At 61.8% G+C, this 25,332-nt stretch carries 28 protein-coding genes; 16 read left to right on the top strand and 12 right to left on the bottom strand.

From position 1 onward, the window contains the following. Positions 1–160: 160 nt before the first annotated feature. Entirely contained in the window at positions 161–1,045 is an 885-nt protein-coding gene (locus J2Y86_RS14645; RefSeq protein ID WP_253432628.1) for a sugar nucleotide-binding protein, read from the top strand. Continuing rightward, positions 1,038–1,967 (top strand): NAD-dependent epimerase/dehydratase family protein, encoded by a 930-nt coding sequence (locus tag J2Y86_RS14640; RefSeq protein ID WP_253432623.1) that lies wholly within the window; start codon positions 1,038–1,040, stop codon positions 1,965–1,967. Before J2Y86_RS14645 ends, J2Y86_RS14640 begins: the two co-directional genes overlap by 8 nt. A 74-nt stretch (positions 1,968–2,041) precedes the next feature. Here the strand turns inward: J2Y86_RS14640 and J2Y86_RS14635 are convergent, their stop codons facing one another. The 5 genes from J2Y86_RS14635 to J2Y86_RS14615 all read right to left on the bottom strand — a co-directional run bounded on the left by J2Y86_RS14635 (position 2,042) and on the right by J2Y86_RS14615 (position 6,214). Then, complete coding sequence (locus J2Y86_RS14635; RefSeq protein ID WP_253432620.1) at positions 2,042–2,740, bottom strand: OmpW/AlkL family protein; 699 nt, start codon at positions 2,738–2,740, stop codon at positions 2,042–2,044. Between the two features lie 248 nt (positions 2,741–2,988). Next, positions 2,989–3,507 (bottom strand): DUF3299 domain-containing protein, encoded by a 519-nt coding sequence (locus J2Y86_RS14630; protein WP_253432616.1) that lies wholly within the window; start codon positions 3,505–3,507, stop codon positions 2,989–2,991. 11 nt (positions 3,508–3,518) lie between these two features. Next, positions 3,519–4,784: an ABC transporter permease gene (locus J2Y86_RS14625; protein WP_253432613.1), complete on the bottom strand. Its 1,266-nt coding sequence runs from the start codon at positions 4,782–4,784 to the stop codon at positions 3,519–3,521. Position 4,785: 1 nt separating this feature from the next. Further along, positions 4,786–5,496 (bottom strand): ABC transporter ATP-binding protein, encoded by a 711-nt coding sequence (locus tag J2Y86_RS14620; protein ID WP_253432610.1) that lies wholly within the window; start codon positions 5,494–5,496, stop codon positions 4,786–4,788. Between the two features lie 136 nt (positions 5,497–5,632). After that, entirely contained in the window at positions 5,633–6,214 is a 582-nt protein-coding gene (locus J2Y86_RS14615) for a DUF2796 domain-containing protein (RefSeq protein ID WP_253432607.1), read from the bottom strand. Positions 6,215–6,348: 134 nt separating this feature from the next. Here J2Y86_RS14615 and J2Y86_RS14610 point away from each other — a divergent pair, with 134 nt between their 5' ends. Next, positions 6,349–6,699, top strand: a complete 351-nt coding sequence (locus tag J2Y86_RS14610) for a hypothetical protein (RefSeq protein WP_253432604.1) — start codon at positions 6,349–6,351, stop codon at positions 6,697–6,699. 72 nt (positions 6,700–6,771) lie between these two features. On the opposite strand, the gene trxA is transcribed toward J2Y86_RS14610, so the two are convergent. From trxA to J2Y86_RS14595, 3 genes are all read right to left on the bottom strand, one after another. Beyond that, the gene (trxA, locus tag J2Y86_RS14605) at positions 6,772–7,644 is read right to left on the bottom strand and encodes a thioredoxin (RefSeq protein WP_253432600.1); all 873 of its coding nucleotides are present in this window, start codon (positions 7,642–7,644) and stop codon (positions 6,772–6,774) included. Positions 7,645–7,831: 187 nt separating this feature from the next. Continuing rightward, positions 7,832–8,488, bottom strand: coding sequence for a class I SAM-dependent methyltransferase (locus J2Y86_RS14600; protein ID WP_253432597.1), 657 nt, complete (start codon positions 8,486–8,488; stop codon positions 7,832–7,834). Next, positions 8,485–8,949: a YbaY family lipoprotein gene (locus J2Y86_RS14595; protein ID WP_253432595.1), complete on the bottom strand. Its 465-nt coding sequence runs from the start codon at positions 8,947–8,949 to the stop codon at positions 8,485–8,487. The genes J2Y86_RS14600 and J2Y86_RS14595 overlap by 4 nt, the downstream gene beginning before the upstream one ends. A gap of 128 nt (positions 8,950–9,077) precedes the next feature. Here J2Y86_RS14595 and nrdR point away from each other — a divergent pair, with 128 nt between their 5' ends. The 12 genes from nrdR (at position 9,078) to J2Y86_RS14535 (ending at position 18,021) form a co-directional block, all read left to right on the top strand. Next, complete coding sequence (gene nrdR / locus J2Y86_RS14590; protein WP_003228656.1) at positions 9,078–9,542, top strand: transcriptional regulator NrdR; 465 nt, start codon at positions 9,078–9,080, stop codon at positions 9,540–9,542. Next, positions 9,539–10,672, top strand: coding sequence for a bifunctional diaminohydroxyphosphoribosylaminopyrimidine deaminase/5-amino-6-(5-phosphoribosylamino)uracil reductase RibD (ribD, locus tag J2Y86_RS14585; RefSeq protein WP_253432592.1), 1,134 nt, complete (start codon positions 9,539–9,541; stop codon positions 10,670–10,672). The genes nrdR and ribD overlap by 4 nt, the downstream gene beginning before the upstream one ends. 46 nt (positions 10,673–10,718) lie before the next feature. Further along, on the top strand, positions 10,719–11,384 hold the full coding sequence (locus tag J2Y86_RS14580; RefSeq protein ID WP_008000433.1) for a riboflavin synthase: 666 nt from the start codon (positions 10,719–10,721) through the stop codon (positions 11,382–11,384). A 16-nt stretch (positions 11,385–11,400) separates the two neighbouring features. Next, entirely contained in the window at positions 11,401–12,492 is a 1,092-nt protein-coding gene (gene ribBA, locus J2Y86_RS14575) for a bifunctional 3,4-dihydroxy-2-butanone-4-phosphate synthase/GTP cyclohydrolase II (RefSeq protein ID WP_150638467.1), read from the top strand. A gap of 234 nt (positions 12,493–12,726) precedes the next feature. Beyond that, positions 12,727–13,203, top strand: a complete 477-nt coding sequence (gene ribH, locus J2Y86_RS14570) for a 6,7-dimethyl-8-ribityllumazine synthase (protein WP_003228649.1) — start codon at positions 12,727–12,729, stop codon at positions 13,201–13,203. Next, on the top strand, positions 13,200–13,700 hold the full coding sequence (gene nusB, locus J2Y86_RS14565; protein WP_214379096.1) for a transcription antitermination factor NusB: 501 nt from the start codon (positions 13,200–13,202) through the stop codon (positions 13,698–13,700). Before ribH ends, nusB begins: the two co-directional genes overlap by 4 nt. 27 nt (positions 13,701–13,727) lie before the next feature. Then, positions 13,728–14,693, top strand: a complete 966-nt coding sequence (gene thiL, locus J2Y86_RS14560) for a thiamine-phosphate kinase (protein ID WP_253432589.1) — start codon at positions 13,728–13,730, stop codon at positions 14,691–14,693. Next, positions 14,690–15,193 (top strand): phosphatidylglycerophosphatase A family protein, encoded by a 504-nt coding sequence (locus J2Y86_RS14555; protein ID WP_131062001.1) that lies wholly within the window; start codon positions 14,690–14,692, stop codon positions 15,191–15,193. The genes thiL and J2Y86_RS14555 overlap by 4 nt, the downstream gene beginning before the upstream one ends. Before the next feature lie 24 nt (positions 15,194–15,217). Next, positions 15,218–15,955 (top strand): substrate-binding periplasmic protein, encoded by a 738-nt coding sequence (locus J2Y86_RS14550; protein ID WP_253432586.1) that lies wholly within the window; start codon positions 15,218–15,220, stop codon positions 15,953–15,955. A 232-nt stretch (positions 15,956–16,187) separates the two neighbouring features. After that, the gene (ribA, locus tag J2Y86_RS14545) at positions 16,188–16,805 is read left to right on the top strand and encodes a GTP cyclohydrolase II (protein ID WP_253432583.1); all 618 of its coding nucleotides are present in this window, start codon (positions 16,188–16,190) and stop codon (positions 16,803–16,805) included. Beyond that, positions 16,802–17,221 (top strand): MFS transporter, encoded by a 420-nt coding sequence (locus tag J2Y86_RS14540; RefSeq protein ID WP_253432580.1) that lies wholly within the window; start codon positions 16,802–16,804, stop codon positions 17,219–17,221. Before ribA ends, J2Y86_RS14540 begins: the two co-directional genes overlap by 4 nt. Then, complete coding sequence (locus J2Y86_RS14535) at positions 17,221–18,021, top strand: cobalamin-binding protein (RefSeq protein ID WP_253432577.1); 801 nt, start codon at positions 17,221–17,223, stop codon at positions 18,019–18,021. Before J2Y86_RS14540 ends, J2Y86_RS14535 begins: the two co-directional genes overlap by 1 nt. A gap of 138 nt (positions 18,022–18,159) precedes the next feature. Here J2Y86_RS14535 and J2Y86_RS14530 read toward each other — a convergent pair whose 3' ends face one another. The 4 genes from J2Y86_RS14530 to J2Y86_RS14515 all read right to left on the bottom strand — a co-directional run bounded on the left by J2Y86_RS14530 (position 18,160) and on the right by J2Y86_RS14515 (position 23,329). Next, positions 18,160–20,043, bottom strand: a complete 1,884-nt coding sequence (locus tag J2Y86_RS14530; protein ID WP_253432574.1) for a TonB-dependent receptor domain-containing protein — start codon at positions 20,041–20,043, stop codon at positions 18,160–18,162. A 169-nt stretch (positions 20,044–20,212) separates the two neighbouring features. Continuing rightward, positions 20,213–22,111 (bottom strand): 1-deoxy-D-xylulose-5-phosphate synthase, encoded by a 1,899-nt coding sequence (gene dxs, locus J2Y86_RS14525; protein WP_253432571.1) that lies wholly within the window; start codon positions 22,109–22,111, stop codon positions 20,213–20,215. Positions 22,112–22,202: 91 nt separating this feature from the next. After that, positions 22,203–23,090 (bottom strand): (2E,6E)-farnesyl diphosphate synthase, encoded by an 888-nt coding sequence (gene ispA, locus J2Y86_RS14520; protein WP_253432568.1) that lies wholly within the window; start codon positions 23,088–23,090, stop codon positions 22,203–22,205. Then, positions 23,087–23,329 (bottom strand): exodeoxyribonuclease VII small subunit, encoded by a 243-nt coding sequence (locus J2Y86_RS14515; RefSeq protein WP_007894317.1) that lies wholly within the window; start codon positions 23,327–23,329, stop codon positions 23,087–23,089. The genes ispA and J2Y86_RS14515 overlap by 4 nt, the downstream gene beginning before the upstream one ends. A 1,180-nt stretch (positions 23,330–24,509) precedes the next feature. On the opposite strand from J2Y86_RS14515, the gene J2Y86_RS14510 reads away from it, so the two are divergent. After that, complete coding sequence (locus J2Y86_RS14510; RefSeq protein WP_253432565.1) at positions 24,510–25,301, top strand: YfaP family protein; 792 nt, start codon at positions 24,510–24,512, stop codon at positions 25,299–25,301. Positions 25,302–25,332: the final 31 nt, after the last annotated feature.

Below are 25,332 nucleotides of genomic sequence, written 5' to 3'. Positions count from 1 at the left end.
GGCCGGCAGCATCACCACAAATCCCGGAGATCTACACTTTACGGATGACGGTTGCGCACTAAACCCGCAAAATGCAACGATTCCGACAACTATCGACGGCATCGCCCGCAAGCGGTGTCGATAAAGCCATTGTTCCAATCAGACTGGGCCTGCTGACTCTATGCGAATGCGCCTTATGTTACTGGGCGGCGGAAATGCCCTTGGGCAGGCGCTGATTCGCCTCGGTGCGGAGGAAGACATCGGTTTCCTCGCCCCCCGCCCACCGCAAGACGGCTGGGATGCCGCGAGCCTGACGCAACTGCTCGACGACACGCGCCCGGACGCGCTGATAAACCTTGCCTACTATTTCGACTGGTTTCAGGCGGAGACGGTCAGCGAGCCGCGTCTGGCCGGGCAGGAGCGTGCGGTCGAGCGTCTGGCCGAGCTGTGCCAGCATCACAACATCGTTCTGCTGCAACCCTCGAGTTATCGCGTGTTCGATGGCTCCCGGGCCACCGCCTACAGTGAAAAAGACGAGCCGGTGCCGCTGGGCCTGCGCGGTCAGGCCTTGTGGCGGATCGAGCAAAGCGTCCGCGCGACCTGCCCGCAGCACGTGCTGCTGCGGTTCGGCTGGCTGCTCGATGACAGCCCCGACGGCACCCTCGGGCGTTTCCTGTCCCGTGCCGAAAAACCTGACGAACTGCTGATGGCCGATGATCGCCGGGGCAATCCGACACCGGTGGACGACGCGGCCCGGGTGATCATTTCCGTACTCAAGCAACTCGATTGCGCGGCGCCGCTGTGGGGCACCTACCATTACGCCGGGCACGAGGCGACCACGCCGCTGGCGCTGGGGCAGGCCATTCTCACCGAAGCCCGCGCGTTGCATCCGCTGGCCATCGAAGCGCCGACTGCCCAGGCTCACGCCGCGCGCCCGGACGCTGCCGAAGAACCGCAACACGCGGTACTGGCCTGCAAGAAAATCCTCCACACCTTCGGGATCAAGCCCCGCGCCTGGCGTGCGGCACTCCCGGGCTTACTGGACAGGTTCTATCGCCATGGCTGACGGCCCCGTTTTAATCACCGGCGGCGCCGGTTTCATCGGCTCGCACCTGACCGACGCCTTGCTCGCCAAGGGCCACTCGGTACGAATTCTCGATGATCTGTCCACCGGTAAACGAAGCAACCTGCCGCTGGATAATCCTAAGGTTGAGCTGATTCTGGGCGACGTCGCCGATGCAGCTTTGGTGGCCCGTGCGATGGCCGGTTGCAGTGCGGTCGCGCATCTGGCGGCGGTGGCTTCGGTGCAGGCCTCGGTGGACGACCCGGTGAGGACGCACCGGAGCAATTTCATCGGCTCGCTGAATGTCTGCGAAGCCATGCGCCAGACCGGCGTCAAGCGAGTGCTGTTTGCCTCCAGCGCAGCGGTCTACGGCAACAATGGTGAAGGCGAGTCGATCAACGAAGACACGCCCAAGGCACCGTTGACCCCGTACGCGTCGGACAAGCTGGCCAGCGAACATTACTTCGAGTTCTACGGTCGCCAGCATGGGCTGGAGCCGGTGATTTTTCGCTTCTTCAACATCTTCGGTCCGCGCCAGGATCCGTCCTCGCCGTACTCCGGGGTGATCAGCATTTTCAGCGAGCGGGCGCAGAAGGGCCTGCCGATCACCGTGTTCGGCGACGGCGAGCAGACGCGGGATTTTGTGTACGTCGAGGACCTGGTCGAGGTGCTGGTGCAAGCCATCGAGAAACCGCAGGTTGATGTCGGCGCGGTCAATGTCGGCTGGAACCAGGCCACCACGCTCAAGCAAATGCTTGAAGCGCTGAAAGTGGTCGTCGGCGAGCTGCCGGCGGTGAACTACGGCCCGGCGCGTTCCGGTGATATCCGCCATTCGCGGGCGAACAACCAGCGGTTGCTGGAGCGATTTACTTGCCCGGAGCAGACACCGATGAGTGTTGGTCTGGCACGGTTGTTGGGGCGCTGAGTTTTTTGCAGCCATGAAAAAGGCGCCTGTGAAGGCGCCTTTTTTTTCCAGCTCGTTCCCACCACGTGAACGATTTAGAACTTGTAACCCAGACCCACCATGTAGATGAACGGATCAACATCCACATTGACCTTGGCCCGGGTGCCCGGTGCCACGGCGTTGTTTTCCACGGTCGCCTGGGTATCGATGTCGATGTAGCGCACCTGGGCGTTGAGCATGATGTTGTCGGTGATCATGTAATCAGCACCGACCTGAAACGCCATGCCCCAGGAGTTTTTTGCCTTGAAGTTGCTGAAGCCGTTGGCCTGGGCTTCGCTGCCGACGTGTTCGTCGTAGATCCAGGTGTAGTTGATACCGGCACCCACATACGGCTGGAACGCGGACTTCGCGTCCAGTGGGTAGTACACGACGCTCAGGGTCGGCGGCAGGTGTTTCAGGGTGCCGAGTTTGCCGTTGGCGGCGCCCAGGGCGGTGCCTTTGATCTTCACATCATGCTCGAACGGTGAGGCGGCGAGCAGCTCGATACCCCAGTGGCTGTCGAGCATGTACGCGAAGTTCAGACCCAGTTGCGTGTCGCTGCTCATGGTGGCCTTGCCACCCAGGTCGGCACCGGACAACGGGCCTTGATCGACCTTGACGCTGGAGCTGTCGGCTTTCGGGTTGACGGTGATTGCACCGGCACGAACGATGATGTCGCCAGCCTCGTGGGCGTAGGCGAGCGGGGCTGCGAGCGCGAGGGCAAACAGCGAAGCGCTGAGCAAGGACTTGTGCATGGGGGCTCCAAAGGACGTTAAAAATGTTCGATGTCCAATGGTACGGAGGCGTCTGGTACGGTCTTTTGATTCAGCTCAATGAAACAGTGATGACCCTGATTTTTGTGGAACCTTTGAGGGCCTCTTCGCGGGCAAGCCCGCTCCCACAGGGACCTTCTGTGAATACAATATTTGTGAAGAACAGAGAACACTGTGGGAGCGGGCTTGCCCGCGATGGCGATTGATCAGGCAACACAGAACTCCCGGATTCACTCCGGCAATTCATACGCATAAATCTTGTCCGCCTCCATCTGATACCCCGCATCCGCCAACTCGCTGGTCGACGCTTTAACCTGCAACGCCCCCTCGATCCAGTAAGGCTGATAAAGCTCATCGAGCTTCACGCCGACTTCGCTTTTCACATGCACGATCTGGTTCGACGGCGGTGGCGGCACGTGGATGCAGGCGCCGAAATATGGCACCAGCAGAAACTCCGTGGTACGGCCTTCTTCACTCACTTCCAGCGGCACGATGTAGCCCGGCAGGCGGATGTTTTGGCCGTCCAGACTTTGCACCACCGGCGCATTCGGCATGTCCTGTTTGGCGGCTGGCGCTGACTCGGCGGACAGCGCATTGCCCATCTGCGACAGGTCATGCAGGGGCGTCATGTTCGGCACTTCAGGCATGGCATCCGGCGGGATCATTTCCGACCAGGTCAGCTCTTTCGGCTCGGCCGCCCACAGCGGCAGGGCGACCAGCATCAACAGCGCAAGCACAGCGCGGGGCATCGTTAACGTCCTCATAGTCGGATCGACAGGCCATCGGCCAGGGATTGGCGATACGCGCGCCAGGCCGGCACGCTGCCCATCAGCAGCGCGGCGATCAGGATGCCACCGAGCAGCGTCCATTCATATTCGCTTGGCCACGCTAGCGGCAGATACAGGCCGTAATTGGCTTGCACGTAACCCTGAGCGGCGGCGATACCTGCATAAAGCAGAGCCACGCCGGCGATCACGCCCGACAGCGCCAGGGCGAACGCCTCCAGCACCAACAAGGTTGCGATATGCCACGGCCGAGCGCCCACCGAACGCAGGATCGCCATCTCGCGCCGACGTTCATTCAGGCTGGTGAGGATCGCCGTGAGCATGCCGATCAACCCGGTCAGCACCACGAACAGCGAGACCACAAACAGCGCTTTTTCCGCCGTACTCATCAAACTCCACAACTCTTGCAGCGCCACGCCCGGCAGGATCGCCAGCATTGGTTCGCCGCGAAACTCATTGATCTCGCGTTGCAGCGCAAAGGTCGAAATCTTGCTGTTGAGGCCGAGCATGAACGCGGTGATCGCTTGCGGCGTCAGGTCCATGTTGCGCGCCTGATCGGCACTGATCCGACCGTTGCCGCGCGCCGGCACACCGTTGTGCCAGTCGATGTGAATTGCTTCCATGCCGCCGAGGCTGATGTGCAGCGTGCGATCCACCGGGGTGCCGGTGCGTTTCAGAATGCCGACCACAGTGAACGGTTTGTCGTCGTGCTTGACCAGGCTGATCGCCGCAACGCCATGGGCCAGCACCAGTTTGTCGTCGAGTTTGTAGTGCAGCGCATCCGCTACTTCAGCACCGAGCACCACTTCGAACGGGTCGGTGGCGAAGGCTCGACCATCAGCCAGTTCCAGGTGTTGTTGATGGCCGTACTGGTAGTGCTCGAAGTACGCTTCGGTGGTGCCCATCACCCGATAACCGCGATGGGAATCGCCCAGCGACATCGGGATCGCCCACTTCACTTTCGGGTTGTTGGCGAATTGTTCGAAGCTGTCCCAACGAATATTGTTGGTGGCGTTGCCGATGCGGAACACCGAGTACAGCAACAGGTTCACCGAGCCGGAGCGGGCGCCGACGATCAGGTCGGTGCCGCTGATGGTGCTGGCAAAACTGGCCTTGGCTTCGGTGCGCACCCGTTCCACGGCCAGCAGCAGGCAGACCGACAGGGCGATGGCGAATGCAGTGAGGATCGCGGTGAAGCGGCGGTTAGCCAGACTGGCCATGGCTAGACGAAACAAATACATCTCAGACCTCGGACGGGGTGGCGGCGCGATTGAGATCGGCCAGCGACAGGTGGCGATCGAACAGCGGCGCGAGGCTTTGGTCATGGCTGACAAACAACAGGCTCGACCCGGCTTCACGGCATTCGGCGAACAGCAGGCGAATGAAGTTTTCGCGAGCGTCGTAATCCAGCGCGGACGTCGGTTCGTCGGCGATCACCAGTTCCGGCTGACCGATCAAGGCGCGGGCGGCGGCGACGCGTTGTTGCTGACCGATGGACAGCGAATCGGCGCGACGGCTGAGAGTGCTGTCATCCTTCAAACCCAAGTGAGCGAGCAGGGTGGCGGCGGCCTGATCGACGCTGCCGTGGCGCTGGATGGCCCGTTCGGCGCGCAGTTTGGAGAAGTGGCAGGGCAACTCGACGTTCTCGCGCACCGAGAGAAACGGCAGCAGGTTGAACTGCTGGAAGATATAGCCGGTGTGATCCACGCGGAAGCGATCACGCGCCCCGGCGCCAAGTTCGGTCAGTTCCTGGCCGAGCAGGCGAATGCTGCCGCGATCCGGTTTTTGCACGCCACCGAGCAAGCCGAGCAGGGTGGTCTTGCCGCTGCCGCTGGGGCCTTTGAGGAACAGGGTTTCACCGGGCTCCAGACGAAACGCCGGGATGTCCAGCAACGGCGGGTGACCGGGCCAGCTGAAGCCCAGGTCGGACAGTTCGATGAGTGCTTGGGTCATGTGAAACCGGTCAGGTTGGTGGTGAACCCTGTGGGAGCGGGCTTGCTCGCGAATGCGGTGTATCAGTCGCCATCAATGTTGCATGACACACCGCATTCGCGAGCAAGCCCGCTCCCACATTAGATCTTCAGTGAATTCAGAATTTCAGGGCAGCCGCCTTGGCCGTCACTTCAACCCCTTGCTGCCCGCTCGGGCTGATCAGTTGTACCTGAATTTTCTGGGTCGCCGGGAAGGTGTTGAAGATGTTCGCCAGGTCCAGGGTTTTCAGCGCACCCGGGGCCGCGCAGGTGAATTGATAGTGCGCGTGGATTTCGCTGTGGTCGTGGTGATGTTCGCCATCTTTTGCGTCTTCGTCGTGATCGTCATCGGCATCCGGTTTGTCACCAAACAACGGGCTTTCCAGTTCCTGGGTCGCCACCACACAACCCGCGGCTTTTGGCAGGTTGAACAGGGCCAGCGGTTTTTCCAGTTGCGCGCGGACGGCGGCGACTTTGGCCTTGTCGGCGTCAGTGGTGGCAGCGTGTTCGAAGCCCACCAGGTTCATCGCCGGGCTTTCCAGTTCCAGCTCCAGGGTCTGACCGTCCAGCGCCGCGTTCAGGCGACCGACGCCATGTTCGTGGGCGCCGAGGCTGCCGTGCTCATGGTCATGTTCATCAGCGGCGTGGGCGACAGCCAGCGGCAACAGGGCAAACGGCAAAGCGAGCAGCAGACGACGCATGGCGGGTCTCCGGAAGTAAAATGAATAAATTGTTATGTAATCTTATAACGTAAGTGCGGAGAGTTTGACCGTCTGCTTGGCGTTGCACAAGTCCCATGGGAGCATGTGGGTCAGAAATGTGCAGGAGCAGACTTATGTTGCGAATACGCGGAAGCATCGGCGACTGGCCGGTGGATTTGACCCTGGAGATGGACGACGGTGACTGGGCGCGGCTCGGCGCGCAGTTGCAGGTGGTCAAGCCTGAAGCCAGCGTGGCGCCGGCGAAACCGGTCAATCAGGACGATGCGCAGTGGCAGATCGCAAAGGATTTGCTGCGCAAGGCCGGGCAATTGAGCGGGCCGGATTTGCTGGAGCAGCTGGAAGGACTGACCGGCAGCGCTGCGTCGGGCAAGCGTCTGTTGGTGCGTTTGCGACATTGCGCTGATGTGAAGGTGTCGAGCGGCGGGGATACGCCGCTCTATAGCTGGATCGAACCAGATTTGTAGGAGCAGAGCTTGCTCGCGAAGGCGATCTCAAGGACGCCTTCGCCGGCAAGCCGTGCTCCTACAAGGTTGCGGTCAATACAGCGCAGCAAACAACTTGCGGCGATACGTGGTCACCAACGGGTGATCATTGCCCAGCAGTTCGAACACCTGCAGCAAGGTCTTGTGCGGCAAGCCTTCGCTGTAGCTGCGGTTGCGGATGAACAGCTTGAGCAACGCATCCAGCGCCGCGTCGTACTGCTGGCGGGCCAGTTGCTGGATCGCCAGTTGATACACCGCTTCATCGTCCTGCGGATTCTTCGCCAGACGCGCCTTCAAGTCCGCGGCATCCGGCAGATCCTTGGCCTGGCCGAGAAACTGGATCTGCGCTTTTGCGCCGGCCAATGCTGCCTTGTGTTCGTCGCTTTTCACCGCATCGAGCACGGTTTGCGCTTCACCCAATTCGCCCCGTTCAGTCAGGCAACGGGCATAGAGAATCAGCGCCTTGGCGTTGGTGTTGTCTTCGCCCAGCAGCACTTTGAGAACGGCCTCGGCGTCGGCGAAACGACTCTCGTCGAACAGCGCCTGAGCCTGCTCGAACGGGTCAGCTGCCGCCGGTGGCGGCATTTGTACGTGAGGCTCAAGCATCGCCCGCACGGCGGATTCCGGCTGCGCACCGGCAAAACCGTCCACCGGCTGGCCATCCTTGAACAGCACCACGGTCGGCAGGCTGCGAATGCCGAAGCGCGAGACGATGTCCTGCTCGAGGTCGCAGTTGACCTTGGCCAGCAGCAACTCGCCCTGATAGCTCTCGGCGATGGTCTGCAGCATCGGCATCAGCACTTTGCAGGGCGCACACCATTCGGCCCAGAAATCCACCAGCACCGGTTTGTGGAAAGAGTTCTCGATCACCGACTGGTCGAAATCGGCGGTCGTGGCGTCGAAGATGTACGGCGTTTCCTGACTCATGGGGGATCTCTTGGAAGCGTTAATAGGGCAACTATACGGCTTGGTGGGGTGTGGCCGGAAGCGGGGGGCATTGAGAGGTGTGTTGCTTGGTCGGACGCCTTTGCGGGCAAGCCTCGCTCCTACAGGTCCGCGCCGATTTCGAGATCGACGCAGGACCTGTAGGAGCGAGGCTTGCCCGCGAAGCTCTTCAATCACGCCGCGCGTGGTACAGGCTCACATGCCGAAATTCTTCAGGCTCGGCCAGATCCGGCAAGGTCATCGCTTCCAGCATCTCTATGCGTCGATACAACGGATGACGAAAATCCCGCACCCGCGAATCCGCCACCAGCGCTTCCCGCCCGCGACTCAGAAACTCATCGAGCAGCGGCAGGTTCGCCCGGTCATACAACACGTCGGCCACCAATATCAGATCAAACCGGTCCGCCTCGGCGAAAAAATCCGTCGAGTAGTTCAGCTCCACTTCATTGAGTTCGGCATTCGCCCGACAGGCGGCAATCGCCAGCGGATCAAGGTCACAGGCCACCACTTCCAGCGCCCCGGCCTTCACCGCGGCAATCCCCGCGACCCCGGAACCGGCGCCGAAATCCAGCACCCGTTTGCCTTTGACCCACTCGGGAAATTCGGCGAGATAACGGGCCACCGCGAGCCCGCTGGCCCAGCAGAAACTCCAGTACGGCGGCTCATGCAGAATCCGTCGGGTTTCTTCCGGGCTGAAGGCGCGATCCATGTTGTCGCCGTCGATCAGCCAGAGTTTCAGTTCGGTATCGGGCAATGCGACAGGAACAAGCTGGGCGTCACCCAGCAGTTCACTCAATGCCTGTTGCAGGTCGAGCGGTGCAATCATGGTGCTTTGACGAACTGCAGCTGACCCAGTGCCTGGGTGGTTGGCTGGGTAATGGTCTGCGACGGCAGATGCAAAATCAGCTGGCCGGACTGGCTGGCGCGACCCCGCAGTTCAACCCGGGCACCGACCGGAAAGGATTCCGGGTTGAATCGCAGGTGAAACGGCAGAACCTGATTGGTGCCGATCAGGCTGGAGCTGGCCAGCAATTGTTGCGGGCGGTCCTTTTCATCGATCACCAGCAGCGCCAGTTCGACTTCAGCGCCGGCCGGCACACCTTGCAGGGTGCCGCTCAATTCACGCTGATAGGCGGGCAGCGGGCCGAGGTTGGCGGACTCTCTGGCTTTCTTCTGCGCCGCCTGTGGGGCAGGCCCTGGAGTCGGCGGCTGGGGCTTGGGTGCATCGCTGCTGCAGGCCACCAACAGGCTGAAAAGGCTGAGCAATACGAGCGGTCTGAGGGACATTTGCGGCTCCAGCATGGTGAAATCCATGGATCGTTCTATATAGCCAGTCTGTATACCGCAAACCCTATGGCTTGTCTTGCCACGGGGATGCGCTACCATGGCCCTCCCTTTTTTTGTTGCCTGCCACCATGCACTGTCCCTTCTGCGGTGCCAACGACACCAAGGTCATCGACTCGCGTCTGGTCGCCGAGGGCGAACAGGTGCGCCGCCGGCGTGAATGCCTGGCCTGCGGCGAGCGTTTCACGACGTTCGAAACCGCTGAACTGGTGTTGCCGCGCCTGATCAAAACCGACGGCAGCCGCCAACCGTTCGACGAAGAAAAACTCCGCGCCGGCATGCAGCGTGCGCTGGAGAAACGCCCCGTGAGCGTCGAACGCCTCGAATCGTCGCTGGTGCACATCAAACACAAGCTGCGCGCCACCGGCGAACGCGAGGTCAAATCCCTCGTGGTCGGTGAACTGGTGATGGCCGAGCTGCAGAAGCTCGACGAAGTCGCCTACATTCGTTTCGCCTCCGTGTATCGGCGCTTCCAGGACCTCAACGAGTTCCGCGAAGAGATCGATCGCCTGGCTCGTGAGCCGGTGAAAGAATGACCACCTCCCCAGAACAAGCCATCCTCGACGCCCATTACATGGCCCGCGCCCTGGAACTGGCGCGCAAAGGCCATTACACGACGCACCCCAACCCGCGGGTGGGTTGCGTGATCGTGAAGGACGGGCAGATTGTCGGCGAAGGCTGGCATGAGCGCACCGGCGAACCCCACGCCGAAGTCCACGCCCTGCGCGCCGCCGGTGACAAGGCCCGTGGCGCCACCGCTTACGTGACCCTCGAACCGTGCAGCCACCACGGCCGCACGCCGCCCTGTGCCGATGCACTGGTGAACGCTGGCCTCGCTCGTGTAGTCGCGGCGATGCAGGACCCGAACCCGTCGGTCGCCGGTCGCGGCATGCAGCGTCTGGCACAGGCCGGCATCGCCATCGAAAGCGGCGTGCTGGAAGGCGAGGCACGCAAGCTCAATCAAGGCTTCCTCAAACGCATGGAACACGGCTTGCCGTTCGTGCGGGTCAAGTTGGCCATGAGCCTCGACGGTCGCACGGCGATGGAAAACGGTGAGAGCCAATGGATCACCGGCCCTGCCGCGCGCTCGGCGGTGCAACGCCTGCGCGCCCAGGCCAGCGTGGTCCTGACCGGCGCCGACACGGTGCTGGCGGACAACGCCCGTTTGACCGTGCGCGCTGACGAGTTGGGACTGGACGCCGGGCAAACCGCCTTGGCGATGAGCCGTCCGCCGCTGCGTGTGCTGATCGACGGCCGTCTGCGCGTGCCGCTGGACGCGCCGTTCTTCAAGGCCGGCCCGGCATTGGTCGCCACCTGCATGGCGATCGAAGAACAATACGCCAACGGCCCGGAATGCCTGATCGTGGCGGGCGAGGATGGTTTGGTCGACCTGCGCAAGTTGCTGGTCGAACTGGCCAATCGCGGGGTCAACGAGGTGCTGGTCGAAGCCGGTCCGCGTCTGGCGGGTGCCTTTGCCCAGCAAGGTCTGGTGGATGAGTTCCAGATCTTCATCGCCGGCAAGTTCCTCGGTTCTTCGGCCCGTCCATTGCTGGACTGGCCGCTGGCGCAGATGAAAGACGCGCCCGAGCTGAAAATCACCGAAATCCGCGCGGTTGGCGATGACTGGCGAGTCATTGCCATTCCTGCGCCGGCGGCGAGCGTATAATTTCCGGCCTGCGCTACGCGACGGCCCTGTTCTCGAGGAGGACTCCATGTTTACCGGCATCATCGAATCCATCGGCAGTATTCGTGCATTGACCCCAAAAGGCGGAGATGTGCGGGTCCACGTAGAAACCGGCAAGCTCGATCTGAGCGACGTCAAACTGGGCGACAGCATCGCGGTCAACGGCGTGTGCCTGACGGCGGTTGAATTGCCGGGCAATGGCTTTGCCGCAGACGTCAGTCGCGAAACCCTCGACTGCACTGCCATGAACGACTTGAAAAGTGGCAGCCCGGTCAACCTGGAAAAAGCCCTGACCCCGACCACTCGCCTCGGCGGGCATCTGGTCAGCGGTCACGTCGATGGCGTGGGCGAAGTGGTTGCCCGCACCGAGAACGCACGCGCCGTGGAGTTCCGCATCCGTGCGCCGAAAGAACTGGCCAAGTACATCGCCCATAAAGGCTCGATCACCGTCGACGGCACCAGCCTGACCGTGAACGCGGTCGATGGCGCCGAGTTCCTGCTGACCATCATTCCGCACACCCTGAGCGAAACCATCATGGCGTCGTACCAGCCAGGTCGCCGGGTGAATCTGGAAGTCGACTTGCTTGCCCGTTACCTGGAACGCCTGCTGTTGGGCGACAAGGCCGCAGAGCCTGCAAAGTCCGGGAACATCACCGAAAGCTTTCTGGCCGCCAACGGCTACCTCAAATCCTGACCCAAGGGGGTGCCTTGTGGCGCTCAATAGCATCGAAGAACTGGTTGAAGACATCCGCCAAGGCAAGATGGTCATCCTCATGGATGACGAAGACCGCGAGAACGAAGGCGACCTGATCATGGCTGCCGAGTGCTGCCAGCCTGAACACATCAACTTCATGGCCAAGCACGCCCGTGGCCTGATCTGCATGCCGATGAGCCGCGAGCGCTGCGAGCTGCTGAAGCTGCCGCTGATGGCACCGCGCAACGGTTCCGGTTTCGGCACCAAGTTCACCGTATCGATCGAAGCTGCCACTGGTGTGACCACCGGCATCTCTGCCGCCGACCGCGCACGCACCGTGCAGGCCGCCGCCGCGAAAGACGCCAAGGCTGAAGACATCGTCAGCCCCGGCCACATCTTCCCGCTGATGGCCCAGGCCGGTGGCACCCTGGCTCGCGCCGGCCACACGGAAGCCGCTTGCGACCTCGCGCGCATGGCCGGTTTCGAGCCGAGCGGCGTGATCTGCGAAGTGATGAACGATGACGGCACCATGTCCCGTCGCGCCGAACTGGAAACCTTTGCGGCCGAGCACAACATCAAGATCGGCACCATCGCCGACCTGATTCACTACCGGATGATCCACGAACGTACCGTTCAGCGGATTGCCGAGCAGCCACTGGACAGCGAACTGGGCCAATTCAACCTGGTGACCTATCGTGATTCCGTGGAAGGCGACGTGCACATGGCCCTGACCCTGGGCAACGTGTGCGCCGAAGAGCCGACCCTGGTTCGCGTGCACAACATGGACCCGCTGCGCGACCTGCTGATGGTCAAGCAGCCCGGCCGCTGGAGCCTGCGCGCCGCCATGGCCGCGGTTGCCGAGGCAGGCAGCGGCGTGGTGCTGTTGCTCGGTCACCCGCTCGATGGCGACGTGTTGCTGGCGCACATCCGTGAAACGGCGGAACACGCACCGGCGAAAAAACCGACCACCTACAGCATCGTCGGTGCCGGTTCGCAGATCCTCCGGGACCTGGGCGTACGCAAAATGCGCCTGATGAGTGCGCCGATGAAATTTAATGCGATATCCGGTTTCGATCTGGAAGTTGTAGAATACGTGCCCTCCGAATAATGACCGGTTGTTTCCGGCATTGTTGACTTAGATCCTTGTGGTGAGGGGATTCATCCCCGTTGGGCTGCGCAGCGGCCCCTGTTTTGAGACTGCTACGCAGTCCAACGGGGATAAATCCCCTCGTCACAGGGTGTAAGTGAACGGCAATGCGGTATATCCGGCCTTGTATTCGTGGCTAAATATCACTGAGGGATGCGTAGAAGACGCGTCCCGGCTCTTTAAGAGATCTAACGAATGACCCTGAAGACCATCGAAGGTACCTTCATCGCCCCTAAAGGCCGCTACGCTTTGGTAGTGGGCCGTTTCAACAGCTTCGTCGTTGAAAGCCTGGTCAGCGGTGCAGTTGATGCCCTGGTTCGCCATGGCGTGAGCGAAAGCGACATCACCATCATCCGTGCGCCTGGCGCCTTCGAAATCCCGCTGGTTGCGCAGAAAGTCGCTCAGAAGGGCGAGTTCGCAGCGATCATCGCTCTGGGCGCGGTCATTCGTGGCGGTACTCCGCACTTCGAATACGTGGCGGGCGAATGCACCAAGGGCCTGGCCCAGGTGTCCATGGAATTCGGCGTACCGGTCGCTTTCGGCGTGCTGACCGTTGATTCCATCGAGCAAGCCATCGAACGTTCCGGCACCAAGGCCGGCAACAAAGGTGCCGAAGCTGCCCTGTCCGCTCTGGAAATGGTCAGCCTGCTGGCGCAGTTGGAGGCCAAGTGATTAGCGACGATAGCGATCGTTTCAACCCGCGCGATCCAAAGCCTGCGGATGCCGGTAAGCCATCGAAAAGCGTCAAGCGTCGCGAAGCCCGTCAGCTCGCGACTCAGGCGCTGTACCAATGGCACATGGCCAAGCAATCGCTGAACGAGATCGAAGCGCAGTTTCGGGTCGATAACGATTTCAGTGATGTCGACGGCGCCTACTTCCGCGAAATCCTTCACGGGGTTCCCGCGCAGAAGGACAAGATCGATGCAGCGCTTAAGCCTTGCCTGGACCTGACCATCGAAGAGCTGGACCCGGTTGAACTGGCGGTATTGCGCCTGTCCACCTGGGAACTGCTCGAGCGCGTCGACGTGCCGTACCGTGTTGTGATCAACGAAGGTATCGAACTGGCGAAAGTCTTCGGTTCCACCGACGGCCACAAATTCGTCAACGGCGTACTCGACAAGCTGGCCCCGCGTCTGCGTGAAGCTGAAGTGAAGGCGTTCAAGCGCTGATCGGCGCTTGAACTCTTTGTCTCAGCCATGGGCGAGTTTGAGCTGATCCGCAATTTCTTCGCCGCCGCGCCCTGTGCGCAAGGCGGTGAAGGCGTTGCCCTCGGGATCGGCGATGATTGCGCCTTGTTGGCTGTTCCCGCAGGGGAGCAGCTGGCAGTTTCCACCGACACGCTCGTGGCCGGTGTGCATTTCGCAGACCCTTGCGACCCGTTTCTGCTCGGTCAGCGTTCGCTGGCCGTGGCCGTCAGTGACCTGGCTGCCATGGGCGCCACCCCCGTTGCCTTTACCCTTGCCCTGACCTTGCCTTCGGCGACCGTCGATTGGCTGGAAGCGTACGCCCGTGGTTTGAGCTTCATGGCCCAGAGCTGTGGTGTGGCGCTGGTGGGCGGCGATACCACCCGTGGGCCGTTGAGCCTGACCATGACGGTGTTCGGGCGTGTGCCGGCCGGTAAGGCGCTGACCCGTAGCGGCGCGCAGCCGGGTGACCTGCTGTGCGTCGGCGGTGAGCTGGGCAACGCCGCCGGTGCCTTGCCGCTGGTACTCGGTCAGCGAACCGCCGAAGCCGCCGTCGCCGATCCGCTGCTGGCGCATTACTGGTCGCCGCAACCGCAACTCGCGTTGGGTCAGGCATTGCGTGGCAAGGCGACGTCGGCGCTGGACATCTCCGACGGCCTGCTCGCCGACTGCGGGCACATTGCGCTGGCGTCGAAGGTCGGCATTCAAGTTGAACGGGACCGATTGCCGCTGTCGAAGGCTTTAGTGGCCTTCCTCGGTCAACCGGGCGCCGAACACGCGGCCCTGAGCGGCGGAGACGATTACGTGCTGGCCTTCACCTTACCGTCCGTCGAGTTGCCGCAGATGGTGGCAGATGGCTGGCCGATCCATGTGGTCGGGCGTGTGGTGACGGGGCAGGGCGTCGTGCTGCTGGATGCTGCCGGACAAGACATCACCCCGCAAACCCGGGGCTATCAACATTTTCGGGAGACACCGTGACAGATCATCCCAAACAGGTTCCGGCGGAGTTCGTACCGCCGTCGGTCTGGCGCAATCCATGGCATTTCCTGGCGTTCGGCTTCGGTTCGGGCACCTTGCCAAAGGCACCGGGGACCTGGGGTTCGTTAGTTGCGCTACCCTTTATTCCGTTGTGGCAGATGCTGCCCGACTGGGGTTACTGGCTGATGCTGGGCATCACCATGCTGTTCGGCTTCTGGCTGTGCGGCAAAGTGGCCGACGATTTGCGGGTGCACGACCACGAAGGCATCGTCTGGGACGAAATGGTCGGGATGTGGATCACCCTGTGGCTGGTGCCGGAAGGCTGGTACTGGTTGCTCGCGGGGTTTGTGGTGTTTCGCTTCTTCGACATTCTCAAGCCGTGGCCGATTCACTGGATTGACCGGCACGTGCACGGTGGCGTCGGGATCATGCTCGATGACGTATTGGCCGGGGTGTTCGCGTGGTTGGCGATGCAGGGGCTGGTATGGATTTTCGCCTGATGAGTGGCGGAACGGGAGACTAGGATGGCTCGACGCTGGTTGGCCGTGATGGCTTTTGCACTGTTGGCTTCGCTCGTCCAGGCGGAGGAGGCGGTGACAACGCCATCAGTGATTCATCTGGCCAGCGAAGACTGGGACGACTACACCGCCGCCGATGGCCATGGCCTGGGTTGGGATGTGCTGCGCGAAGTCTTCGAGCCGGCCGGGGTCAAACTGGACATCCGCACCGAACCTTACATTCGCGCCATCGGCCTGGCCCAGCGCGGCGAAGTGGACGCCTGTGTCGGCGGCTATCGCGATGAAGTCAGCGATCTGCTGTATCCGCGCTGGAATTACGACACCGATCACATCTATGCCCTGGGGCTGGCCAGTAATCCGGCGCCGACCCCGGAAACCCTGGGCAATTATCGACTGGCCTGGGTTCGCGGCTACGATTTCCAGAATTACCTGCCCAACGTAAACCGCTATAACGAAGTCGTTCGGCGCACCGGCATTCTTTCGATGCTGACCCACAACCGCGCCGACTACTACATCGACGCGCTGACCGAGGTGGATTACGTGGTCCGCCGGGCCAAGGATCCGTCCCAGTTCCGGCGCACGCACATAGCGGAATTGCCGCTGTACCTGTGCTTTGCCAATACACCCAAGGCGCGGACGTTGATGGCGTTGTTCGACCAAAGAATGGAAGTGCTGGTCAAAAACGGCCGGCTGAAACCGATCTTCGAACGCTGGAAGCAGCCTTATCCGCTGTACTCGAACTGACCACGGACCCTGTGGGAGCGGGCTTGCTCGCGAAGGCGGTGTGGCAGTCAACATCAGTGTCACTGACACGCCGCCTTCGCGAGCAAGCCCGCTCCCACAGGGTTGGAGTCTGGTCCAGCAATCAAACTTTTAGATCGTTATGCTCCATAATTCAGCCTAAGCGTCTGTAGGAACGTGCTGTTACAATGCCGCGTCTGCGAATCTCCAGTACTTATTGATCAGGAGCACACTGGTGCCTGTCGTTTTTGTCGCCGCTTCCAAGCTGCCAACGCCTTTTGCGCAATTCACCATGCACGGCTTTCTCGATGAAGAAAACGGGCGCGAGCACGTCGTGCTGAGCCTCGGTGAGTTCGACGACGGTGCCCCTGTACTCGGCCGCTTGCACTCCGAATGCCTGACTGGCGATGCCTTGTTCAGCCAGCGTTGCGACTGCGGTTCGCAACTCGAGGCCGCGTTGCAGGCCATCGCCCGTGAAGGCCGTGGCGTGTTGCTGTACTTGCGTCAGGAAGGCCGCGGCATTGGCCTGCTGAACAAGATCCGCGCATATGAATTGCAGGACGGCGGCGCCGACACCGTTGAAGCCAACGAGCGTCTGGGCTTTGCCGCCGACCAGCGCGACTACGCCATGTGCCTGCCGATGCTTGAGCATCTGGGCGTGAAAGCCCTGCGTCTGATGACCAACAACCCGCGCAAGGTCAAAGCGTTGACCGACATGGGCATCGTGGTCGCCGAACGCGTGCCGTTGCACACTGGCCACAATCCGCACAACAAACTTTACCTGGCCACCAAGGCCAGCAAGCTTGACCACATGATGGGCAACGAGCACCAGGGCGAGGTAGACCGGGCGTGACCCGCGGTCAGGTGCGGCGGCGACTGTCCGTCAACTGGTGGCAATACCTGGCGCTGGCCTTGTTGCCGCTGTTCGTGATCAACGGCGTCTTCGGCCAGGGCGAGGCGCTTTTGCCGGTGTTGGCGATGCCGTTGTTCATCGCCGGTGTGGCCTCGATGTTTGTCAGCCTGAAGTTTTTCGGTGGCTACAAACACGCGCTGATCGCCACCCAGAAATCCCTCGATACCCCTGAAGAGCCTGCCGCCTGGATCACCCTTGCCGCGAAACGCCGTGCAGCGTTTATCGCGGCCGGCCTGCCCGCCTGGATCGGCGCGCTGGCGGTGTTCGTCGGGCTCGAAGCGGTGCCGTTGGTGTTGCTGGCGCTGTCGACCACGGTGCTGTTCTACCTCTACCGTATCCCGCGTCAACTCGGCTGATGCGCCGCATCGGGCTGGCGGTTTTGCTGCTGGCCGTCAGCGGTTCGGTGGGGGCCGTCGAGCGCGTCGTCAGCCTCGCGCCATCGCTGTCTGAAATCGTTGTTGAACTGGGCTCGGCGGATCTTCTGGTCGGTGTGCTTGACGCCGGCGATCGTCCACCCGAACTCAAAGACCTTCCTTCCGTTGGCCGCTACGGCCAGTTGGACATGGAACGGCTGCTCAGCCTGAAACCCGATTTGCTACTGCTCTGGCCCGGCAGTGTCGGCCCGGCCCAGCGTGAACAACTCAAGCGCTTGAATATCCCGACTTACGTCGCTGCCCCGCACAACCTTGAACAACTGACTGAACAAATCGAGTCGATTGCCGTGCAGCTCGGCAGGCCCGAACGTGGCGTTGCACTGGCTGGGGATTTGCGTCAGCGCCTCGAATCACTGCGCCAGCGTTATCGACGGGACGAACCGTTGCGGGTGTTTTATCAGGTCTGGGATCGTCCGCTGTACACCGTTGGTGGCGGGCAGATCATCAGCGATGCGCTGGACGTGTGCGGCGCGCGCAATGTGTTTGCCGACCTGACCCTGCCGGCGCCGCAGGTCAGCGTGGAAGCGGTGTTGCAGCGTAATCCCGAGGTGATTCTGGCCGGTGATCAGGCGCAGCTGGAGGCGTGGAAGGCCTGGCCGCAAGTGGCGGCGGTGGCGCAGGGGCAGTTGAAATTGGTGACGGACAAGGGGCTGGAGCGGCCGAGTGGGCAGATGATCGAGGCGACGGCCAGGTTGTGCCAAGTCATCGCGCCCGACCGCTAAGACCGAGGTGCGGCCATCGCGAGCAAGCCCGCTCCCACATTTTATTTTCAGTGGGCACAGGATTTGTGTGCGGCCGAGATCAAATGTGGGAGCGGGCTTGCTCGCGAAGAGGCCTGCTCAGACACCCTGAATTTCAGATCAGATCTCCGGCGTCCACGTCACCCCAAACATCCACGCCTGACCTTCCTCGCGATACCCAAACTGACTGCCGTCATGACTGTACAACGCGCGGCTGTAATCCTTGTCCAGCACGTTATCAACCTTCAGCTCAAGCTTGATCTCACGATTCAATTCCCAACTGCTGCGCAATCCCAGCAGTGCATACCCGCCTAGCGGCTGCTGATTGTTCTCATCGTGATAACTACTGCTCACCGCTTGCCAACTGGCGCCGAGCCCCAGTCGATCGAACTGCCGATCCAGATCCAGGCTCAACGTTCGCCGTGAGCGACGCGCCAGGGTGTGGCCACTGTCACGATCCCGCGGGTCGATGATCGCTACGCCAAGCGCGCTCTGCCAGCCGAACAGTTCCTGCTTCAACGCCGCTTCAAACCCGTTGATCCGCGCCGAGGCCACGTTCTGCGGGCGGTCGTTGCTGCCGAAGATAATCGCGTCCTTGAGGTCGGTGCGATACAGCGAGGCTTCGAGACGGCTGATGTCGGTCAGCTGACTGCGCCATTGCAGCTCGTAGCTTTTCGAGGTTTCCGGCTTCAGGTTCGGGTTACTGAAGTCCGGGTAATACAAGTCATTGAACGTCGGTGCGCGAAAGCCTTCGCTGTAGGTCAGCAACACATCGTTGTCCGGGTTCAACGGCAAGGTGAACGTGCCGCTCCAGCTGTTCTGGCTGCCGAACTGCTGATTCTGGTCGCGGCGCAGGCCCAGTTCCGTGGAGAAGCTGTCCGCCTGATAGCGATGCTGGATAAACGCCGCGCGGTTCCAGCGGCTGTCCTCGTCGAACGCGGTGCTGCTGTTGATGCGGTCTTCGTACCAGTCGCCGCCGAGGATCAGGCTGTTGCGCGCGTCGAGCGTCAGGTCGTTCTGCCAGTTCAGCGAGTCGCGGTAAGTGTTGAACACGCCGCGTTCGTCGCTGAGCTTGTCGAAGGACTGCTCGCGGTTTTCGCTGTGGCCGAATTCGACGCGGGTTTTCCACAGGTCGTTGATGCGCGCATCGACGTAACTGCTGAGGCTGCTCACGGTGAATTCGTTGTAGGGCTGCTGCTGGACCGATTTGAACGTGGTGCTATCGAAGCGGCCGAACGGATTGTCGAATGCGCTTTTGCCACGGTTATCCAGCAGGTTGGCGCCGATTTCGATGTCATCACTGAACGCGTGACTCAGGCTCAGGCTCAACGAGTTGTTGCGATACTCATCGTGATCGCCATCGCTCGGGTACGACTCGTGGCTGCGATTGATCCCGGCGGTTTCATCGAGGCTGGCGCCCAGGTTGAAGCGGGTTTGCTCATCGCCCCCGGACAAACCGACGCTGCGCTCCCAGGTCTGGTTGCTGCCGAAACCCGCATGCAGGCGCGGTTGCAGGCCTTGTTCGGCGCCACGGCGGGTGAAAATCTGGATCACCCCGCCAATCGCATCGCTGCCGTAAATCACCGAACGGGAGCCGCGCAGCACCTCCACGCGCTCGACCTGTTCGATGTTGATGTGTTGCAGGTTGCTGTCGCCGGACGTGGAGTTGCCGATGCGTTGACCGTCCACCAGCACCAGGCTCTGCGCCGACTTCGTCCCCCGGATGTAAATCCCCGGCAGGCTGCCGCGCCCGCCGGTTTGCCCGACCTGCACGCCGGGCACCCGACGCAGCAAGTCAGTGACGCTGCCCGGTTGCAGACGGTCGATGTCTTCGCGGGTGAATACGGTGTTGGCGGCGCTGCTGTCGTTGCGGGCTTCGACCTGGCGGTTGGCGCTGATCAGCACGTCGGGCAGCTTCAGGGCCTGATCGCGTTCGAAAGTGTCGGCCAGGAGCGGGCCGGACGGCAGAAGGGTCAGCGTCAGGGCGAGGGGGGAGAGTTTCATGGCAGTCCGTTGATACTTTAAAGCGAACATATTTTTGAAGGTTGTACAAAACCAATGTGGGAGCGGGCTTGCTCGCGAATGCGGTGTGTCAGTCAACATCGATGCTGATTGAAACACCGCATTCGCGAGCAAGCCCGCTCCCACAAGGGTATTGCATTTATTCAGAGGATCAGATGTTCAGCAGTTGCAGCCGCTGACGCACCGACGCTTCAATCCCGGCTTCATCCAGCCCGCACTCCGCCAGCATCTGCGCAGGCTTGGCGTGCTCGACATAGCTGTCCGGCAAGCCCAGGTGCAGCATCGACTTGAGGATGTTTTCCCGGGCGAGGAATTCGCTGACGGCGCCACCGGCACCGCCCATGATCGCGTTCTCTTCGATGGTCACCAGCAACTCGTGGCTGCCGGCAATCTCGCGAACCAGCTCTTCGTCCAGCGGTTTGACGAAACGCATGTCGACCACGGTGGCATCCAGCGTCTCGGCGACTTTCAAGGCTTCGGCCAGTTGCACGCCAAACACCAGCAGGGCGACTTTGCTGCCCTGGCGGCGAACCACGCCTTTGCCGATTTCGATCGGTTGCAGGTCTTTCTCGATCGTCGCGTTCGGGCCATTGCCGCGCGGGTAGCGCACCGCCGCCGGGCCGTTGTACAGGTGGCCGGTGGTGAGCATTTTGCGCAGCTCGTTTTCGTCGCTCGGGGTCATCACCAGCATGCCGGGGATGCAGCGCAGGAACGACAGATCGAAACTGCCCGCATGCGTCGGGCCGTCTTCGCCGACCAGGCCGGCGCGGTCGATGGCGAACAATACGTCGAGGTTTTGCACCGCGACGTCATGAATCAGTTGATCGTAGCCACGTTGCAGGAACGTCGAGTAAATCGCCACAACCGGTTTTGCGCCTTCGCAAGCCATGCCGGCCGCGAGGGTCACGGCGTGCTGCTCGGCAATCGCTACGTCGAAATAGCGCAGCGGGAAACGCTCGCTGAACGCCACCAGATCGGAGCCTTCCTTCATGGCCGGCGTAATACCGACCAGGCGTGGATCAGAAGCGGCCATGTCGCACAGCCATTCGCCGAACACGCCGGAATACTTCGGCCCGCCGGCCTTTTTCGGTGCGGCGGCCGGTGCATCGACCGGTTCGAGTTTGGTGATCGCGTGGTAACCGATCGGGTCGACTTCCGCGGGGGCGAAGCCTTTGCCTTTCTTGGTGACGACGTGGAGGAATTGCGGGCCTTTCAGATCGCGCATGTTACGCAGGGTGGCGATCAGGGTCGGCAGGTCGTGGCCGTCGATCGGGCCGATATAGTTCCAGCCCAGCTCTTCGAACAGCGTGCCGGGAACCAGCATGCCTTTGGCGTATTCTTCGGTGCGACGGGCGATTTCCCAGGCGCCGGGCAGACGCGAAAGGACCTTTTTGCTGCCTTCACGCATGCTCGCGTAGGTGCGGCTGGAAAGGATTTTCGCCAGGTAATTCGACAAGCCGCCGACGTTGCGCGAGATCGACATGTCGTTGTCGTTGAGGATCACCAGCATGTTGGCGTTCACTTCGGGCGCGTGGTTCAGCGCCTCGAAGGCCATGCCGGCGGTCAACGCGCCGTCGCCGATCACCGCAATCGCCTTGCGATCACTGTTCTGCAGGCGGGCGGCAATGGCCATTCCCAGCGCTGCGCTGATCGAGGTGCTGGAGTGGCCGACGCCAAAGGTGTCGTACTCGCTTTCGGAACGGCGCGGGAAGGCTGCAACACCGTCCTTCTGGCGCAGGGTGCCCATGCGCTCGCGACGGCCGGTGAGGATTTTGTGCGGATAAGCCTGATGACCCACGTCCCACACCAGCCGGTCGTCCGGGGTGTCGAAGACGTAATGCAACGCGATGGTCAGCTCGATGACGCCCAGGCCAGCACCGAAATGCCCGCCGGTCTGACCGACCGTATAGAGCAATTCCAGGCGCAACTCATCGGCCAGGGTTTCCAGCTCGGCTTCGCCTAACCGGCGCAGGCCGTCCGGCGTGTTGGCACGGTCGAGCAGGGGCGTGGTCGGGCGCTTGCGGGGAATCTCATGAAACGTCGTGGGCATCAGGCGAATCGTTATAGGTATAGAAGAGGCGGCAGTTTACCTGATGCATCGGCCCCTGCCCACGCGTTGCTCTTTTTTGGCGGATACGCTGTCAGCTGCGGCGTTCGACGATATAACGGGCCAGATCACGCAATGGCTCGGCGGCCGCGTCAAACGGTCGCAGCGCGTGCAGGGCCTGGTCGCGCAGTTCCAGGGCGTAGGCCTTGGCGGCATCGAGGCCGAGCAGGGCCGGGTAGGTCGGCTTGTCGCGAGCGATGTCGGCGCCCTGGCGTTTGCCGAGGGTTTCGGTGTCACTTTCGACGTCGAGAATGTCGTCCTGCACTTGAAACGCCAGGCCGATGGCCTGTGCATACGCCTGCAGGGACTTCAGTTCGTCCTTTTCGGCACGGCCGCTGGCCAGGGCGCCGAGTTTGACGCTGACCTCGATCAGCGCGCCGGTCTTGTGCCGGTGCATGGTCTCGAGGGCTTTTTGATCGAGCTTCAAGCCAACCGAGCCGAGGTCGATGGCTTGGCCGCCGACCATACCGGCCGGGCCTGCGGCCAACGCCAGAGCGCTGACCATTTGCAGACGGATTTCTGCGTCGGTGGAGCTCAGACGCGGGTCGAGCAGGGCGCTGAACGCCAGGCTCTGCAAGCCGTCGCCGGCGAGAATCGCGCAGGCTTCATCGAATTTCTTGTGAGTGGTCGGCTGGCCGCGACGCAGATCGTCGTCGTCCATCGCCGGCAAGTCGTCGTGCACCAGGGAATAAGCGTGAATCAGTTCCACCGCGCAGGCTGCGCCGTTGGCTTGCTCGGCTTTGCCGCCCAGCGCTTCGCACGCGGCGTAGGCCAGTAATGGACGAACGCGTTTGCCGCCGTTCATCACGCTGTAGCGCATGGCTTCGTAAAGCCGCGCGAGCTCGGGGCTTGGCGCGTTGAACAGGGTTTCCAGTGCCGCATTGACGCGGGCCTGGCTGGTCGCCGAATACGCTGCGATCATTCTGGTTGATCCGCGTCGAAGGGTTCCTCGGCCAGCTCGCCATCACGCTCGAGCAGCACTTGAACCTTCTGCTCGGCCTGGGCCAGTGCTGCCTGGCAATCGCGGGTCAGACCGATGCCCTGCTCGAAAGCCGTCAGCGAGTCTTCCAGCGACAATTCGCCGTTCTCCAGTCGCTCCACCAGCGTTTGCAGGTCGGCGAGGGATTGTTCGAAATCCAGTGCAGCTTTTTTGCGGGCCATGGCGGCGATTTCCGGTTGACGTTAAACCGGCGCGACACTAGCAGACATGGGGGTTATGGGCAAATCAGCGGCCGTTGTCTGGTGGGGATTTGGTTGGGTGTAGATCCGTTTTTGCGGTAACGGCGGCTGGCGGTTTCGCCCTTACGGCGAGTCACTTGGAGAAGCGCCAAGTAACCAAGCGCTTTTGCCCCTTTCGTTCGGTGGCTCGCCTAGACTCGCCATGCCCTCCTTCCGGTCCTGCTCCGTGGGCCCGCCGCCATCGGCCATCCATGGCCGGGGGCGGCTACCGCGGCATCCTTGCCGGGTTGCCCGCTGCGCAGAACCTCCACTCGGCCTCTCGAGGGGGCGACGACCGCTACAGCACCGCGAGGCGGCCTACCGGCCGGCCTGTCATTTGAAGCGTCCGCAGTCCCTGTGGGAGCTGGCTTGCCAGCGATGGTCGTTAACGATGACGCGTGCAGTCTGAATGAACGCGGTGTCTGGGCGTTCATCGCTGGCAAGCCAGCTCCCACAGGAATTGTGGCGGGCGTGACATTGGTGTTCACCCCCGATGATCCTGACGAACTTCAGGCCGGCTCTCAGGCCGCCTCGCTTTGTTTTTGATCTTGATCTGCCCCGTCGGAAGGCCGAGCGCAGGTTCTGCGTAGTGGGCACCGCGGCAAGGATGCCGCGGTAGCCGCCCCCGGCCATGGATGGCCGATGGCGGCGGGCCCACGGAGCAGGACCGGAGCGAGGGAATGGCGAGCCCAGGCGAGCCACCGTACGTCAGGGGCGCTTGGCGCTTGGTTACTTGGCGCTCTTCCAAGTAACCCGCTGTAAAAGCGGAACCAATAGCCGCCGTTACCGCAGGAATGGATATGTACACCCTCAAAACCCCACCACCTGACACATCGCTATCGCTGGCAAGCCAGCTCCCACAGGGTTTCGGGTACATCCGCGAGAACAGAATTACTCATTTCGTGAGCCGAATAAGGCCGCTATTCGACTCACGCCCAACAATCATCGTGATATCCCCCGCAATTCAAGATGTATCCGATTGTTAAAAACCCGCCAAATCGCTAACCTTCGCGCCTTCTACGACCCAATAGTCACGGGTCTTTCTGACGAAACGCAGTTTTTGGATCTGTAACGCGCCGAGGATCAGGCGCAAGGTTTCGTTATGCATGGCAGGAGGCGTCACATGCGTTCATTTTTTCTATGCCTGATAGGCTGGGTCTGCGCGACCGCAGCCTGCGCCGAGCCGACGGCCGAGCTGTCGGAACCGGTGGGCGGCTGGCGCTACAACGGCCTGCTGGACCGCAGCGAAAATCCGCAAGTCGCCTATCCAACGCCGCCGATCGACCGGGGTGTGCAGCGCAATCGCACGATGATCCAGGGCCAGCTCAAGGCCATCGGCACGCAACGCGGGCCGCACACACTGGCGGTCAACGGCAATCCACTGAACCTCTACACCGACGACCAGGGGCGTTTCGCCCGGCCGTATGCGTTCGGCGCCGGTTCCAACAGCGTCGAAGTGCGCAGTGCCGAAGGCCAGTCGCTCAAGCGCGTCCAGTTCTATGAAGCCAATAACCTGCGCACCCCGGCGCGGATTCGCGTGGTGCTGGGTTGGGACGATCCGAAAGCCGAGCTCGACCTGCACATCGTTACCCCCGACGGCCAGCATGCCTTCTGGGCTCGCCCGGCGATGAGTAACGGCGGTGGCCTGGACCCGGATGGCGTCGACGGCCCCGGCCCGGAAATGTTCACCATGACCGCGCCGCTGCATGGCACCTATCTGGTTTACGTGAACTATTGGGGCAACTTCGGCAGCGGCGGCTATAACTTCGATGAGACCAGCAACCAGAACGAGGTGATCACCTCGCAAATCAATCTGGTGCTCAACGAAAACACCGTCGACGAAAAACGCGAGACCTTCATCGTGCCCCTGCGCGCGATCGGTGACCTGCTGCTGGTCAAGACTTTCAACTATTAAGCATCCCGCACCACGGATGAATTGGGTTTTG

It is taken from the genome of Pseudomonas migulae, assembly GCF_024169315.1.
Classification (GTDB): domain Bacteria; phylum Pseudomonadota; class Gammaproteobacteria; order Pseudomonadales; family Pseudomonadaceae; genus Aquipseudomonas; species Aquipseudomonas migulae_B.
This window is presented reverse-complemented; position numbering and strand designations above follow the sequence as displayed.